14 protein-coding genes are annotated in these 14,079 nt (G+C 72.0%); 6 read left to right on the forward strand and 8 right to left on the reverse strand.

What is annotated here, in order from left to right:
* Positions 1-306 precede the first annotated feature (306 nt).
* The 5 genes from ON36_RS24685 to mftA all read right to left on the reverse strand — a co-directional run bounded on the left by ON36_RS24685 (position 307) and on the right by mftA (position 6,437).
* The gene (locus tag ON36_RS24685; RefSeq protein WP_043658333.1) at positions 307-1,668 is read right to left on the reverse strand and encodes a GAF domain-containing protein; all 1,362 of its coding nucleotides are present in this window, start codon (positions 1,666-1,668) and stop codon (positions 307-309) included.
* 96 nt (positions 1,669-1,764) lie between these two features.
* Positions 1,765-3,228, reverse strand: a complete 1,464-nt coding sequence (locus tag ON36_RS37075) for a GMC family oxidoreductase N-terminal domain-containing protein (protein ID WP_444543632.1) — start codon at positions 3,226-3,228, stop codon at positions 1,765-1,767.
* A gap of 74 nt (positions 3,229-3,302) precedes the next feature.
* Entirely contained in the window at positions 3,303-4,700 is a 1,398-nt protein-coding gene (mftF, locus tag ON36_RS24695) for a mycofactocin biosynthesis glycosyltransferase MftF (RefSeq protein WP_043658336.1), read from the reverse strand.
* Positions 4,701-4,839: 139 nt separating this feature from the next.
* Positions 4,840-6,327 (reverse strand): mycofactocin radical SAM maturase, encoded by a 1,488-nt coding sequence (gene mftC, locus ON36_RS24700; RefSeq protein WP_083885392.1) that lies wholly within the window; start codon positions 6,325-6,327, stop codon positions 4,840-4,842.
* A 14-nt stretch (positions 6,328-6,341) separates the two neighbouring features.
* Positions 6,342-6,437 (reverse strand): mycofactocin precursor MftA, encoded by a 96-nt coding sequence (mftA, locus tag ON36_RS33805; RefSeq protein ID WP_083885384.1) that lies wholly within the window; start codon positions 6,435-6,437, stop codon positions 6,342-6,344.
* Between the two features lie 233 nt (positions 6,438-6,670).
* Here mftA and mftR2 point away from each other — a divergent pair, with 233 nt between their 5' ends.
* Together mftR2 and ON36_RS24710 are read left to right on the forward strand one after the other, a co-directional pair.
* A complete protein-coding gene (gene mftR2 / locus ON36_RS24705; protein WP_052314321.1) occupies positions 6,671-7,294 on the forward strand; it encodes a mycofactocin system transcriptional regulator MftR2 in 624 nt (207 codons plus the stop codon).
* A gap of 46 nt (positions 7,295-7,340) precedes the next feature.
* Positions 7,341-8,396 carry a ferredoxin--NADP reductase gene (locus ON36_RS24710; protein ID WP_043658339.1) on the forward strand — a complete coding sequence of 352 codons (1,056 nt, stop codon included), beginning with the start codon at positions 7,341-7,343 and terminating at the stop codon, positions 8,394-8,396.
* Positions 8,397-8,735: 339 nt separating this feature from the next.
* Here the strand turns inward: ON36_RS24710 and ON36_RS24715 are convergent, their stop codons facing one another.
* From ON36_RS24715 to ON36_RS24725, 3 genes are all read right to left on the reverse strand, one after another.
* Complete coding sequence (locus ON36_RS24715) at positions 8,736-9,485, reverse strand: DNA alkylation repair protein (protein ID WP_043658450.1); 750 nt, start codon at positions 9,483-9,485, stop codon at positions 8,736-8,738.
* Between the two features lie 153 nt (positions 9,486-9,638).
* Positions 9,639-10,394 (reverse strand): glutamate racemase, encoded by a 756-nt coding sequence (locus ON36_RS24720; RefSeq protein WP_043658452.1) that lies wholly within the window; start codon positions 10,392-10,394, stop codon positions 9,639-9,641.
* A gap of 133 nt (positions 10,395-10,527) precedes the next feature.
* Positions 10,528-11,724, reverse strand: coding sequence for an NAD(P)/FAD-dependent oxidoreductase (locus ON36_RS24725; protein WP_043658342.1), 1,197 nt, complete (start codon positions 11,722-11,724; stop codon positions 10,528-10,530).
* A 263-nt stretch (positions 11,725-11,987) separates the two neighbouring features.
* Here ON36_RS24725 and ON36_RS24730 point away from each other — a divergent pair, with 263 nt between their 5' ends.
* From ON36_RS24730 to ON36_RS24745, 4 genes are all read left to right on the forward strand, one after another.
* Positions 11,988-12,344 carry an SPW repeat domain-containing protein gene (locus tag ON36_RS24730; RefSeq protein WP_043658344.1) on the forward strand — a complete coding sequence of 119 codons (357 nt, stop codon included), beginning with the start codon at positions 11,988-11,990 and terminating at the stop codon, positions 12,342-12,344.
* Positions 12,344-12,949: a TetR/AcrR family transcriptional regulator gene (locus ON36_RS24735; RefSeq protein WP_043658347.1), complete on the forward strand. Its 606-nt coding sequence runs from the start codon at positions 12,344-12,346 to the stop codon at positions 12,947-12,949. Before ON36_RS24730 ends, ON36_RS24735 begins: the two co-directional genes overlap by 1 nt.
* A 180-nt stretch (positions 12,950-13,129) precedes the next feature.
* Complete coding sequence (locus tag ON36_RS24740) at positions 13,130-13,483, forward strand: nitroreductase/quinone reductase family protein (protein WP_043658350.1); 354 nt, start codon at positions 13,130-13,132, stop codon at positions 13,481-13,483.
* 90 nt (positions 13,484-13,573) lie between these two features.
* Positions 13,574-14,005 (forward strand): PPOX class F420-dependent oxidoreductase, encoded by a 432-nt coding sequence (locus tag ON36_RS24745; RefSeq protein ID WP_043658352.1) that lies wholly within the window; start codon positions 13,574-13,576, stop codon positions 14,003-14,005.
* The last annotated feature ends 74 nt before the right edge of the window (positions 14,006-14,079 follow it).

Genomic DNA, 14,079 nt, shown 5'->3' on the forward strand with positions numbered 1-14,079 from the left:
ATCGGATCGCGCACCGCGCCCGGGCCCCGATGCCCGGTGCGGGATGAGTGGGTTTAGATCGTTCCTCCAACGTCGCGCCCGGAGTTCCGTCGATGCCGGAACCTCGGTTGTGTGTCGCGTGCATCACATCGATGCCGTCCTGTGATGGGACACTAGGCGCTCGGTTAATAAAAAGAAACTTTTTCCGCTAAAAACTTCGGACGACCGTCCAGCCCGTTCGGCTCCCCCGCCGCGACCTGGGCATCACTGTGTGCCCCGCCACACAGTGGCGGTCATATGTGAGCTGGAGCACTTTCAGTCGGGAGGTTAGGAGCCGAAACGTTGCATCTGCGTTGCATCGGCGCCCAGCCGCCGGTCGAGGACCCGGATCTTGGCCTCGATCTGCGCATACAGCGGCGAATCGCGGTCGACCGTGCCGCGGTAGGCGGCCCAGGCAGCGGCGTCGTCGCGACCCTCCGGACACGCCGTCCACCGGCGCAGCACGTTGGCGTCGGGCGAGGAGAGCACGGCGGTGCGCAACCGGACCCGCAACTCGTCGCGGAGGTCACAGATGCCGGGCGCCGAGGAACGGGGTAGCACTGGACCGGCGTACAAGCGCAATGCCGAATCGACATCACCGGTATCCAGCGCCGCGCGCAACGCCTCGACATCGGTTGCGACATGGACGCGCAGACGATATGGCCGCGACCCGAACACATCGGGCCCGACCACCGAGCGCAACCGGGACATGGCCGCGCGGATCGTCCCGTTGTCCAGATCGGTGTCGTCGAGCAGCAGCGCCAGATGGTCGGCGCCGAGGCCCTCGGGATGCTCGGTCAGCAACAGCAGGATCTCCGCGTGCCGCTGCGACAGCGGCACCCGCTCCCCCGCCACGGTCAGCTGCGGCTGGCCGAGGCCGAGGACGTCCAGGCCGAGCCGGGCCTGGCTCGCATCGGGCGTCGGCGGCGCGGCGACCGCGCCCGCCCGGCCCGCGCGCATGGACCGCAGGACCAGGTCCATCTCCGCGGCGGTGGCCGCGGCCTTCACCAGGGCGAGGATCTCCGGCTTGGCCACCCGGACGCCGCCGGCGATCATCAGCACACCGACGAGCCTGCCGTCCGGTTCGTGGACGGGCGCGGCGGCACCGGTGATCTGATGCATGCGATGGAGGAAGTGCTCGGGGCCGTGGATCCAGGTCGCCCGGCCGGTGCGCACCACGAGGCCGACGGCGTTGGTGCCGATGCGGCGCTCGCTGAGGTCGTCGCCCTCGCGCACGCCGATCTCGGCGGCCGCGGCGACCTGCTCGGGGTGCCCGTGCACCGACAGCACTCGGCCGAACTGGTCGGCGACGGTGACGATGAGTCCCGCCCGTGCCGCGTCCTGCACCAGGAGTTTGTCGATGAGTGGCATCAACGCAGCTATCGGATGAGCGTCGCGATAGCGCGCCAGATCGGCCCCTCGCAGGCCGCGTCCGTCGAGCACGTCCATCGGATCGACACCGCCGCGCACACTGCGCAGCCACGATTCGAGGACGAGCGGACGGAGCAAACCTGCTAGTTGCGAGAGTTGTTCGCCACCGGCGCTGAGATAACCATGGGCTTGTGCGGCGTAGGCCTCCAGAGCACCGAGCTGAGCGCCCGCCTCCGCAGCCTGCCGTGGGGGCCGCCCACCTGCGAGATTGCTGACCATTTGCCTTTCTTTCCCCCCCAAACTGTACCGGTGAGTATCAGCAACTTTCGCCGGTTGTCGAGGTTTGTCCGGCACGTCACACTGTGCTAAGGCTTGTCACGTCGTCACGCCGGAAGTGACCCGAGCCGCTCGGCGAGCATCAGCACGGTCGCCTGTGGCCCACGTCCCAGCGGAACGGGGACCACCGACAGGTCGACGACCGACAGACCCGCCACCCCGTACACCCGCCCGCGGGAATCGACCACCGCGCGCTCGTCGCCGTCGGGACCCATGCGGCAGGTGCCGGACAGATGCTGCGATGTGCCGAGCCGCGCGCGCAGCGCACCGTCGTCGAGTGCCCGGGCGGGGACCCCGGCCACGGCGGCCGCGACCTCCACCCCGTGCCGCAGCGCGGCCCGGTCGGCCGGGTCGGTCAGGTACCGGTGCGTCGACCCGGGCGGGCACGTCCGGATCGGCCGAGCGCAGTTCGAGAACGCCCACCGATCGCGGCCGCGTCAACGCCACCCCGATCCGGCGGACCCCCGGCGTGAAGGCCAGGGTGTAGGGCCGCACCTCGACCCCCGCCGTCAGCAGGACGGCCTCGAGCGGAACGGTGGCCTGCCCCGGGTCCGCGGCCGGGAACTCCAGGCCGGCCTCGGGATGATCGGTGCACCAGCGGCCGACCGGGGCGGGCTGCGCCACCGGGATGCCGAGCCGGAGCAGCTGGTCGACGGGCCCGATGCCGGAGCGGATCAGCAGCGCCGCCGACTCGACCGCGCCCGCGCACAGGATCACCCGGTCGGCGCCGTGGACACCCCGGGCCCGGCCGCGCCGCCACTCGACGCCGGTCACCCGGCCGCGCGTGAGCCGCAGCCGGGTGACGGTGGTGTCGCCGATGACGGTCAGGTTCGGCCGGTGGGCCGCCGGGTAGAGGTGGGTCAGCGCGGGCCCGGCCCGGCGGCCGTGGTCGTCCAGGGCGCAGGGCACCGGGCCGACGCCCTCCACGTCGTCCCGCGCCGAGATCGGCGAGGGGGCCGACGGGTCCTGGGTGTGCGAGGTGTGCGGGGTGTGCGAGATGTGCGAGGGGGCGTTGAGGTCGGCGATCCCGGCGAATCCCGCACGGGCACAGGCGGCGACGAACTCCTCGCTGACCGGGGCGAGCCGCGCGATCCGCCGGACCGGCACCGGGCCGCGGCTCCCGTGCCAGGGCGCGTCCGCGAAATCGGCGTCCCGCTCCAGCGCGACATGGGTGGCCAGCACGGCCTCCGGCGCCCAGAACGGATCCGCCGCCACCTCCTGCCAGGCCCGATGGTCGGCGGCGGTCGCCCGCACGTAGTAGCTGCCGTTGATCGCCCCGGAACCGCCGATCAGCCTGCCCCGCACCAGGTTTCCCGGATAGTGCCGGGCCACCACCGAATCCGGGCCGACCGGGAGGACCGCGGGATCGCGCAGTTCGGCGGGCAGCGCGCCCGGACCCGGCCAGACCGGTCCCGCCTCGACGACGGTGACGACCCGGTCCGGATCGGCCGACAGCGCGGCGGCGACCACGCATCCGGCCGAGCCCGCGCCGACGATCAGCACATCGCTGTGCGACCGATCGCCTCGTCGGCCGTCACCCGACCCGGAACCGCTCACCGCCCACGCTCACCGGTGACTCAGGACGGCGGCACGGTCGGCTTGAGCGCCTGCAGGCTGCGGGCGCGGAACGCCCCCAGCCACAGACCGGAGCCGTAGGCCACGTCGTCGAGCCGCTTGAACAGCAGGTACCGCACGGGATCGAGGCCGCCCTCGTCGCGGTGGGTGTACCAGTCCGCGAGCCCGTCGGCCAGCGCCATCGTGACCGCGACGCGGCGGATACGCGCCGAGATCAGCACGGCGAGCAGGGTCACCGGCCAGTAGTCCCGGCACATCGCCGAGGCGAGCCGCCACATACCGGCGAAATAGCCGCGGGCCAGGTAGATCGCCGCGATCCGGGTCGGGTTGTCGAGGTCGGTGAAGACCTTGCGCAGCCGCAGCAGCGCCGAGCCGAGGGTGACCAGGCCGCCGAGCAGGCCCCAGCGCGACAGCGTCGCGAACAGCAGGCTGGCCAGCACCGTCCAGGTCGGGACCTTGAGCGGCGAGACCATGTCCGCGTGCCGCTTGCCGAGCGGCGCGGCGCCGGTGCCGTAGAACAGTTTCCGGCCGAACCAGGCGCGGAAGGCCACCCGGTGATCGTGGGCGACGTGCGCGGCGGGCTCGTAGCGCAGCCGCCAGCCCGCCCGTTCCAGCCGCCAGCACAGGTCGACGTCCTCGGCCACCTGCATGGACTCGTCGAAGCCGCCCTCGCCGAGTACCGCGGCACGGCGGGCGATCAGCGCCGCGCTCGGAACGTAGGACACCACGCTGCCCGCGTGCACGGCGGCCTCCCGGCGGCCGAGGTCGAGCGAGGAGCGGGTGTGCTCGTACCGGGCCAGCGCGTTGGACTCCGAGTCCAGCGCGACGATGCGCGGCGCGACCAGCGCGACCTGCGGGTCGCTGAAGTGCCCGAGCATGACCTCGAGCCAGCCGCGGTGCGGCACCACGTCGGAGTCGAGGAAGGCGACGAAGTCGGTTGACGCGGCGGCCATTCCGGCGTTGCGGGCGGCGGCCGGGCCGAGCGGGCGCTCGTGCCGGATCACGGTGACCGGGCCGCAGCCGGGCTCGGGCGGTATCCGCACCGGCTCGTCGGAGCCGTCGTCGACGACGATCACCGTGTGCCCGCGCAGCGTGGCCAGCAGGCGCAGCAGGCCGTCGGCGTTGTTGTGGAGCGGGATCACGACGGTCACGTCGTCGGGCGAGGGAAGCAGCCGGGGCCGCGGGTTGGCCACGCCGGAATCGAGCAGCCGGCGGGCCACGATGGCCGACTTGCTGTCGGTCACCTCCAGGTACCCGTCACCGATCATCTCGGCGGCTTCCGGAGCCAGCCGCAGCATCCGCGCCGGCGAGCCGCCGAGCAGGATGCGGCCACCGGAGAAGGCCCGTACCCGTGGATCGATCCGTACCCCGAACCCGTCGGGCAGGCGATCATGGCGCATTCCTCGCATGCTAGGCGTCCGCGCGCGCACGAGCATCATCACCCCAGAAAAAAGGACCGAAATCCCTTGGAATTCGGACGCGGAGCGGTCGCCGGGACCGGCGCGCGCACCGGTAGCGCATTCCCGGCAACCGGTCCCCCTAGCCCAGCGGGCTGACGTCGCAGGCGCGCGCGGGCCGGCGGGCGACCGCCAGCGGCAGCGGCACCCTGGCCTTGGCCCGCACCGGCCGCGAGTGGTCGACGGCGGGGCGCGGCACGACCCGGCCCGGCAGCGCGAGCGCCGCCTCGCCGTAGCCCTGCACGCATTCCGGGTCGGGCCCGTCGGCGGGCAGGCCGGTGAAGAACTTGGCGGCCATGCAGCCGCCCCGGCAGGCGTCGAAGTGCGAACACTTGGTGCACGCGCCGCCCTCGGCGGGCTCGCGCAGTTCCCCGAACAGCGACGAATCGGTCCAGACCGACTCGAAACCGCCGTCGGCGACGATGTTTCCGGCCTTGAACCGATCGTGGATGGCGAACGGGCAGGCGTAGACGTCACCGACCGGGTCGACCAGGCAGACCACCCGGCCCGCGCCGCACATGTTCAGCCCGGGCAGCGCCGAACCGAACGCCGACAGGTGGAAGAACGAGTCGCCGGTGAGCACGCCCTCGCCGTTGCGCACGAGCCAGTCGTAGAGTTCGCGCTGCTGTTCGGGCAGGGGATGCAGTTCGTCCCACACGTCGGCGCCGCGGCCGGAGGGGCGCAGCCGGGTCAGGCGCAGGGTGGCGCCGTACCGGTCGGCGATGGCCTTGAACTCGTCGAGCTGGGCGATGTTGTGCCGGGTGGCGACGACCGACAGCTTGGCATCGCGGAATCCGGCCGCCGCCAGGTTCTCCAGCGCGCGGATGGCGGTCGCGTAGGAACCGGGGCCGCGCACGGCGTCGTTGACCTCGGCCGTCGCGCCGTCGAGGGAGATCTGCACGTCGACGTAGTCGCTGGCGGCCAGCCGGGCGGCCACCTTCTCGTCGATGCGAACGCCGTTGGTGGAGAACTTGACTCCGACGTGGTGGGCGGTGGCGTAGTCGACCAGTTCCCAGAAGTCGGGCCGGACCGTCGGTTCGCCGCCGCCGATGTTGACGTAGAAGATCTGCATGCGCTCGAACTCGTCGATGAGCGCCTTGCACTGTTCGGTGGTCAGCTCGTTCGGGTCACGGCGGCCCGACGAGGACAGGCAGTGCACGCAGGACAGGTTGCACGCGTAGGTCAGTTCCCAGGTCAGGCAGATCGGCGCGGCGAGGCCGGATTCGAATCGATCGATCAGCCTGCCGCCCTCGGGGACGGCGGAACCGGCCACGGACGGGGGTTCGGCCGCGGCGAGCGGCACGGCGGGGCCGGGCGCGGGCACCAGCATGTCGGATTCGGCGAGCCGGCCGAGCGCCTGGAGATAGGACGCGGAGTCGGCGGCCCCGCCCGCCCGCAGCGCCGCCCGCACGGAATCGTGCGCGGGCAGGGTGCGGACGATCTCGACGAGCGCACGGCTCTTGAGGAACGACAGCTTCCGGGTGCCGAAGTGGTACAGCAGCGCGCCGAACGACTCCGGGCGCATGGCGACCCGGGGATGCAGCGTCCAGCGGGTATCGAGATCGAGCACGACCGCCTCCTCGCTCAGTAGACGCCGCACATGCCGTCGATGCTGACCTCTTCGATCAGCGTCTCCTCGACGAGCGTGCCTTCGGCGTCGTTCCTGGTGTCGTCGGCCATGACGGCCTCCCTCCGGGTGGTGACAGGCGACGACGGATGTCGCCGCGGTCACACCATAACGTCAGGGACTGTCAAAATTCGGCGAATTCTCCGAACCGACCGCTGAGTGGGCCTGTTCCCGCAGGCGGACCCGGTCGGCGCCGGGGCACTCTAGACTGCCGTGGGCACGATTTCGGCAACAGTGAGGCGCGTGAGGGCACGCCGCCGGTAGAGGTGACATGGGAGCGGGGCGAATGCAGTCGAACGGGGGTGGCAGCACACTCTCGGAAGCGGAGATCGTCGAGGCGGCGCTGCGGGTGGTGCGCGAGGACGGCGTGGAGAAACTGTCGATGCGCAGGCTGTCCCGGGAGCTGGGGGTCTCGCCGATGGCGCCGTACTACTACGTCGCCGACAAACGCGAGCTGCTCGACCTGGTCGCCGAGGCCGCGCTGGCCGGGGTGCGCAAGCCGACCGCGGAGTCGGGCACCTGGCAGGAACGCCTGCGCGACCTGGTCGACCAGATAGACGATAAGCTGCGCAGGCATCCCGGACTCGGTGACATCCTGCTCGAACAGATGCTGGGCAAACAGCTCGATCTGATCGAAGCGGTCATGGAGATCCTGTTCGACGCCGGCTTCAGCGACCGCAACGTCCTGGCCGCCTACGCGACCATCCACACCTACCTGTTCGGTCGCAGCCGGGTCAATCCGCGCGACCGCTCCGCCCCCGCGGACGTCACGCTGCCCGAGGCGGTGGCCCGTGCCACGCGGTACATGGCCGACCTGCGCGGACGGTACTCCTACGACTTCGGGATGGAGGTGCTGGTCGCCGGCCTCGAGGCGCAGCTTGCCCTGCAGGCCGACCCCGACCTAGCATGAAACTGAAACACGTTCTAGTTTTGGCTGCAATGCCCGAGAGGAAGTCATGACCACAGTCGAGGTACCGCACGGTTCGCGCTCGGTCGTGCTGCGGGTGGCCGCGGTCATCACCGAGACCCCCGACGCGCACTCGGTCGTCTTCGACGTGCCCGCGGAACTCAGCGAGCGATTCCGCTACCAGCCCGGTCAGTTCCTCACCCTCCGGATCCCCAGCGACCGGACCGGATCCGTCGCGCGCTGCTACTCGCTGGCCTCCTCGCCGTTCACCGACGACCAGCCCAAGGTGACCGTCAAGCGCACCGACGGCGGCTACGGCTCCAACTGGATCTGCGACAACATCAGCGCCGGCGACCAGCTCGAGGTGCTGCCCCCGTCGGGAGTGTTCACCCCCAAGGACCTCGGCGAGAACCTCCTGCTGTTCGCCGCGGGCAGCGGCATCACACCGGTCATGTCGATCCTCAAATCGGCGCTGTCGCAGGGCGACGGCCGCATCGTGCTGTTCTACGCCAACCGCGACGCGAACTCCGTCATCTTCGCCGAGGAACTGCGCGCCCTCTCCACCCGCCATCCCCAGCGGCTCACCGTCATCCACTGGCTCGAACCGCTCCAGGGCCTGCCCACCCGCGAGCAGCTCGCCGTCCTGGTCGAGCCGTACACCGCCTACGAATCGTTCATGTGCGGCCCCAAGCCGTTCATGGACCTGGTGCACGAGGCCCTCGCCGGACTCGGCGTGCCGCGCAACCGCACCCACGCCGAGGTGTTCAACTCCCTCGCGGGCGACCCCTTCGCCGACCACGCCCCCGCCGAGGTCAGCGAGGCCGACGCCGCCGACGCCGCCACGGTCTTCGTCGAACTCGACGGCGAGGTCCACGAGCTGACCTGGCCGCGCAAGCAGACCCTCGTCGACATCATGCTCGACAAGGGCCTCGACGTGCCCTACTCCTGCCAGGAGGGCGAATGCGGCTCCTGCGCCTGCACCGTCCTCTCCGGCAAGGTCGAGATGGACAACTGCGAGATCCTCGACCCCGAAGACATCGAGAACGGCTACGTCCTCGGCTGCCAGGCCCACCCGGTGACCGACGAAGTCCGCATACAGTTCTGATGGCGGCTGGCGCCGCGGGTTTTCGGCCTCGTGACCTCGGCGCCGAGGGGTGATACTGCGCCTTCGGCGTGACGTCTCACCCCTCGGCGCCGAGGCGGCCGAAAACGTGGTGGGGGCGTTTTGTCCGGGCGGTCGGCCCCGGGCGGTCGAGGCTGAGTGGTCGGGGCGGGTATTCGGCCCGGAGCATTCGGCCTGGAGCTGTTCGCCCCCGGCTGGTCCGTCCGCACGCTCAGCCGGAGCATTCAAGCGTTCGGCGGGGGCATCCCTTGGAGGGCCTTGGTCGTTGTTCGGGCTGCACGGTGTTCGGACGTGTGCCCTTCCGGCCTGGGGCGCCGAGGATTACTCCTGCCTCGGCATCGCTCGATAATTCGCGCGCTCTTCGGGGGTGAGGTGCTCGGTGGCGTAACTCAGGGCGGTGCGGCCCATTCGGGGGGCGCGGCTGTCCAGGTAGTCGGTGAGCACCGTGCGGTCGACGCGCTTGCCGATCTCGCGCAGCATCCAGCCGACGGCCTTCTGGATGAGGTCGCGGCGGTCGGGTAGCAGGCGGTCGGCGAGCGCCAGGGTGGTCGAGGGGTCGCCGGACTTGATGAAGGCGAAGGTGCTCAGGACGGCGACGCGCCGTTCCCACAGGGACTCCCGGGCGGCCAGTTCGAAGAGCAGGTCGCGGGGCCGGTCGGCCAGCCAGGGGCCGAGGATGTGCTCGGCGGAGCTGTCGACGAGATCCCAGTTGTCGACCCGGCCGCGGCGGACCGCGTCGAGGTAGAGCTCCACGATCGCCCGCTGCTTGTCCTCGTCCCGCGTGCGCGGTTTCGCGGCGGCGGCGTACTGGGCGTTCAGGATGAACAGGGCGGCGAGGCGCTCCTCGTGCACGGGCCCGTCCAGGAGATCGGCCACCTCGGGAAGCGGCAGCGCGGCAAAGGCTTTGGCGATCTTCCTGGTGGCGGGCACCCGGACGCCGAGGAAGACGTCACCGGCGGCGTACTCGCCGTCGCCGGTCTTGAAGAACCGTTGCAGGTGGATCGCGTCGCCCGCGTCCGACTGCTCTCGCAGCGCCAGACGCACCGCCTGCGCCGACAGGATCTCGGTCACCACACCTCCCGCGAACCGGCGCGGACCCGACCGCGCGAGCAGGCATCAGGCTACCGGGACGCCCACGGCCCGGTCGCGATCCGACGCATCCCCTGCACGGCGGCCCGCCGTCGTCGTCACGTCCGGGACGACACCCGGACCGCCGCGCCCGGCTCAGGCGCCCAGAATCCGCCCCGACTCGAACGTCGCCGCGCCGGCGGGCAGGGTGCCGGGGCGCCCGCTGTTCAGGACCCGGACGGCGCCGGTGCCGGAGATGGGCCTGCCGAGCGCGTCCATCCGGCGCAGGGTCTGGGCGGCGACGGCCTGGGCGCTGTCGAAGAGCCGGACGCCGGCGGGCAGCGCGGACATGATGGTGTCGACGACCAGCGGATAGTGCGTGCAGCCCAGGACGACACCCTCGACGTCGGCGGGGGTGCGGGCCGCGGCGTCGGCGATCGAATCGGCGATCGCGGGCAGGTCACCCCGGTCGATGGCGTCGGCCAGGCCGTGGCAGGCGACGCCGGTCACCTTCGCCTCGCCGGCGAAGCGGGCGATGAGGTCGGCCTGATAGGTGCTCGCGGTGGTCGCCGCCGTCGCCCACACCGCCACCGAGCGGCACGCGGCGGCCGCGGGCTTGATCGCGGGAACGGTGCCGATCACCGGGACCGTCTCCCCCACCTCGGCCCGCACCTGCTCCAGCGCGGTGACACTGGCGGTGTTGCACGGCAGCACGATGACCTCGGCGCCCAGTTCCAGGGCGGTCCGCGCGGCGCCGAGCACCCGCTCGACCACCCATTGCTCGGGCTTGGGACCCCACGGCGCGCCGTCCGGATCGAGCTGCAGCAGCAGATCGACCTCCGGCCGCAGCTTGCGCAACCAGGCCGACGTCGGCAGCAGACCCAGTCCGGAATCGATGAGCGCGACGATCACACCGACCACCGTATTACAGGAGGTACCGGCTCTCCGAACGGGCGATCACGGGCGGGGCCGTGCCGCACCCGGCCGGTGCGGCACGGCCCCGGCCGCCCGCGGGTCCACCGGACCGGGCGGGCGGCCGGGCCGCTCAGGACGTGGGCGCGAGCAGGTCCGCGACCGGGGTCGGGGTGGCCAGCTTGGCGCGGGTCTTCATGACCTGCGCCGTCATCCCGGCGCCGAGGACGGCGGTGAGGATGCCGTCGCGGGAGTAGTAGGCCAGGAACTTGCGGCCGTCGTCGCTGACCACGGTCACGTCGTCGGAGGGCGAGGGCGTGCCGAGCGCCTGGATCTTCAGGTCGTACTGATCGCTCCACACGTAGGGCACGCGGGCCGCGGTCGGCGCCGCACCGCCCAGCAACGCGGTCACCAGCAGCTTGGCCTGCTCGCCCGCGCTGGTCCAGTGCTCGACCCGCTTGCACTCACCGCTCGGATGCAGCCAGGCGGCGACGTCGCCGACCGCCCAGACGTCCGGGGTCGCGGTGCGGCCGGACTCGTCGGCCACCACGCCGCCGCCCTGCGCGGGCGGCGCCAGCTCGATGCCCGAGCCGGCCAGCCAGTCGGTCACCGGCACCGAGCCGACGCCGAGGACGACCACCTGGGCGTCGACCCGGGTGCCGTCGGTGAGCAGCGCGCCGGTCACCCGGTCGTCTTCGCCGAGCAGCGAGTCGACGCCGACGCCGGTGCGCAGGTCGACGCCCTCGTCCCGGTGCAGGCGGGCGACCAGGCCGCCGATCCGCTCGCCGAGCACGCCCGCGAGCGGGGTCGGCTGCGGCTCGACCAGGGTGACCTCGAGACCGCTCGCGCGGAAACTCGCCGCGAGTTCACAGCCGATGAAACCGCCGCCGATGATCAGCGCCCGGGTCGCGCCGGGCAGCTCGTCGCGCAGCGCGGCCGCGTCGTCGTGTGCGCGCAGCACGTGCACGCCCGCGAGATCGGGCAGGCCGGGGAGACGGCGGGGGCGCAGGCCGGTGGCGATGATCAGGGTGGCGTAGTCGATCGCCGTGCCGTCGTCGAGGGCGACCCGCTTGGCCGCGGTGTCGACGCCGGTCGCCGCCTTGCCGAGGACCAGCTGGATGTCCTTGTCCGCGAAGAACTCCGGCGGACGCAGGGTGGTGTCGTCGGTCTCGCCGCGGACGAACTGCTTGGACAGCGGCGGGCGGTCGTAGGGGGCACGGGCCTCGTCACCGAGCAGCACGAGGCCGCCCTCGTATCCCGCGCGGCGCAGCTCCTCGGCGGTCCGCAGACCGGCCAGTCCCGCCCCGACGATGACGATCGGCGCGCTCACGCGGTCGCCCCGCGGCGTCGGGCGCTTTCCGGGCACAGGTCTCGCATGCCGGGTTTCCTTCCGTTGTGTTCCGGGCCACTGACGGGCCCACCCTCCGTTCTATCAGTGCCGGGTCGCACCCCGGTGCGTCACGGGTCGATATCGCCGTGACCGGCGCGGCGGGAAACGGCGCCGAACCGTGTCCGGCGGCATCTCGACCGGGCGGTCAATCAGGTCTATACCGAGGTCAGCAGTGTTTTTCATCCGTCCGAGGAGGAAGTTCGATGTTCACCGACAGCCGGGGCCAGGATCTGCTGGCCGTCATTCTCGGGGCCTTCGCCGCCCTGTCCCCGCTCTGGCTCGACACGAGCGACGACGCCCGCTGGAGCCTGATCGTGCTCGGCGTACTCATCGCCGCCACCGGCCTGATCCAGATGGCCCGCGCGAGCATGGTGTGGGCCGACTACGCCATGGGCCTGTTCGGCGTCCTGCTGTTCCTGTCGCCCTGGGTCATGGACTTCACCGCGTTCCGCGGCGCATCCTGGACCGCCTGGGTCGTGGGAGTGGTGACGGCGGTGGTCGCGGTCGCGGCCCTGCCCGCGATGTCGCAGCGCCTGCACGACATGGCTCCGCATCACTGATGCCGGGTCGACGCGCCGGGCGCCGCGACGGCCACACCCGGCAGCTCATCCTCGACGCGGCGGAGAACCTCTTCGCCGCGCGGGGTTTCGACGGGACCCCGACCGCGGCCCTCGCCGCGGCCGCCGGGGTGCCCAAAGGGCTCGTCTTCTACTACTTCCCGACCAAGAACGCGATCCTGTCGGCGCTCATGCGCGAACGCGTGCCCGAGCGCCCCATCGCCGACCTGAACGCGGTCGTCCGGCCCGGCGACCCCGCGGGCAGCCTGCTGGAACTCGACCACGCGCTGAACCTGCGCGATCACCACTCCTCGGTGCTGCGCGTGATCATGTGGCGCGAGGCCGACACCCATCCCGACGTGCGCCGCAGGCTGCGCGCCCTGCGCGACGACCTCCTCGAGGCCACCGCGCGGGTCCTGGCCGCCAGCGCGCCCGGCCCGGTCCGCCCCGGCACGCTGCGGGCCTGCGCGGCCGCGTGGGTCTCGGCCATGTTCGCCATCGCCAGCAGCGAACGCCTGCACGCCCTCGACGGGCTGCCGGTGCCGACGGCGGACGACCTCACGGAGGTGGCGCGGGTGGTCGCGGCGGGGATGACCCAGCTGGGCTGAGCGGGGGACCCGACGTGAGCTGGAACCGCGCCTGCGGACGTGCCGTAACCATGAATCCGGTTCTCCGCGTGCGCTTCCCGGTGTCGGCCGATCTTCGCGGCGCCGGGCCTCTCGTACCCCGGCCGGGCAGGCTCCGTACCGTGGGCGGGGAATCGCTCGTCCGACGGCAAGGAGAGACAGATGGCGGAATCAGTGGCGCGTCGCGTGGTCGGCCTGATGAACAGCGGCGTGGTCGCGCTGGCCGAGGCGCCCGGCGTCGGCCGGCTGATGGGCAAGTCGTTCGCCCAGATCAGCTACGTCGGCCGACGCTCCGGGCGCACCTTCAGCACGCCCGTGAACTACCGGCGCTCGGGCGCCGACTACCTGATCGGGGTGGCGATGCCGGACAAGAAGTCCTGGTGGCGGAACTTCCTCGGCACGGGCGGCCCGGTCACCCTGCGGATCGACGGCGTCGACCACCCCGGTCACGCGGTGGCCCAGCGCGACGACCGGGGACGGGTCACGGTGCGCGTGCGGGTCGGGCAGTCCGCCTGATCGGGCGGGCGCGGCGGGCATAAACGTCGGCCGCGCCCGGTTGCTCGTGGGGAATCGAGTGTGTCCACAGCCGTCCCCAGGAGCCCGCCCGTGCCCGACTCACCCTTCGATCCCCACACCCTGCTCGCCGAGAGCAAGCTCGGCGTCCTCGCCACCATCAAGGCCGACGGGCTCCCCCAGCTGTCCCCGGTCACCCCCTACTACGACCGGGACGCAGGCATCATCTACGTCTCCATGACCGAGGGCCGGGCCAAGACGGTCAATCTGCGCCGTGACCCCCGCGCCGCCCTCGAGGTCACCAGCCCCGACGGCTGGTCCTGGGCCACCGCCGAGGGCACCGCCACCCTCACCGGCCCCGGCACCGACCCCGACGGCCCCGAGGTCGCAGCGCTCGTCGACTACTACCGCGCCGCCGCGGGCGAACACCCCGACTGGACCGAATACCGCGAGGTCATGGTCGCCGACCGCCGAGTCCTGCTGTCCCTGAAGGTAACCCACGCCTACGGCGCCCGCCTCCGCTGACGGGACACCGGCGGACCCCGTCGAATCCCGTCCCCACACCGGCGTCGGCCACGCCGCGCCGACGCCGGTGGTGT

The sequence above is a fragment of the Nocardia thailandica NBRC 100428 genome (assembly GCF_000308795.1).
Taxonomy (GTDB): Bacteria; Actinomycetota; Actinomycetes; order Mycobacteriales; family Mycobacteriaceae; genus Nocardia; species Nocardia thailandica.

Bases quoted from the DNA above. Each gene is read 5' to 3' on its own strand.
- ON36_RS24730 (WP_043658344.1), top strand. From the start codon at position 11,988: ATGTTCACCGACAGCCGGGGCCAGGATCTGCTGGCCGTCATTCTCGGG.
- ON36_RS24685 (WP_043658333.1), bottom strand. From the start codon at position 1,668: ATGGTCAGCAATCTCGCAGGTGGGCGGCCCCCACGGCAGGCTGCGGAG.
- ON36_RS24735 (WP_043658347.1), top strand. From the start codon at position 12,344: ATGCCGGGTCGACGCGCCGGGCGCCGCGACGGCCACACCCGGCAGCTC.
- mftR2 (WP_052314321.1), top strand. From the start codon at position 6,671: ATGCAGTCGAACGGGGGTGGCAGCACACTCTCGGAAGCGGAGATCGTC.
- ON36_RS24710 (WP_043658339.1), top strand. From the start codon at position 7,341: ATGACCACAGTCGAGGTACCGCACGGTTCGCGCTCGGTCGTGCTGCGG.
- mftA (WP_083885384.1), bottom strand. From the start codon at position 6,437: ATGGCCGACGACACCAGGAACGACGCCGAAGGCACGCTCGTCGAGGAG.
- ON36_RS24740 (WP_043658350.1), top strand. From the start codon at position 13,130: ATGGCGGAATCAGTGGCGCGTCGCGTGGTCGGCCTGATGAACAGCGGC.
- mftF (WP_043658336.1), bottom strand. From the start codon at position 4,700: ATGCGCCATGATCGCCTGCCCGACGGGTTCGGGGTACGGATCGATCCA.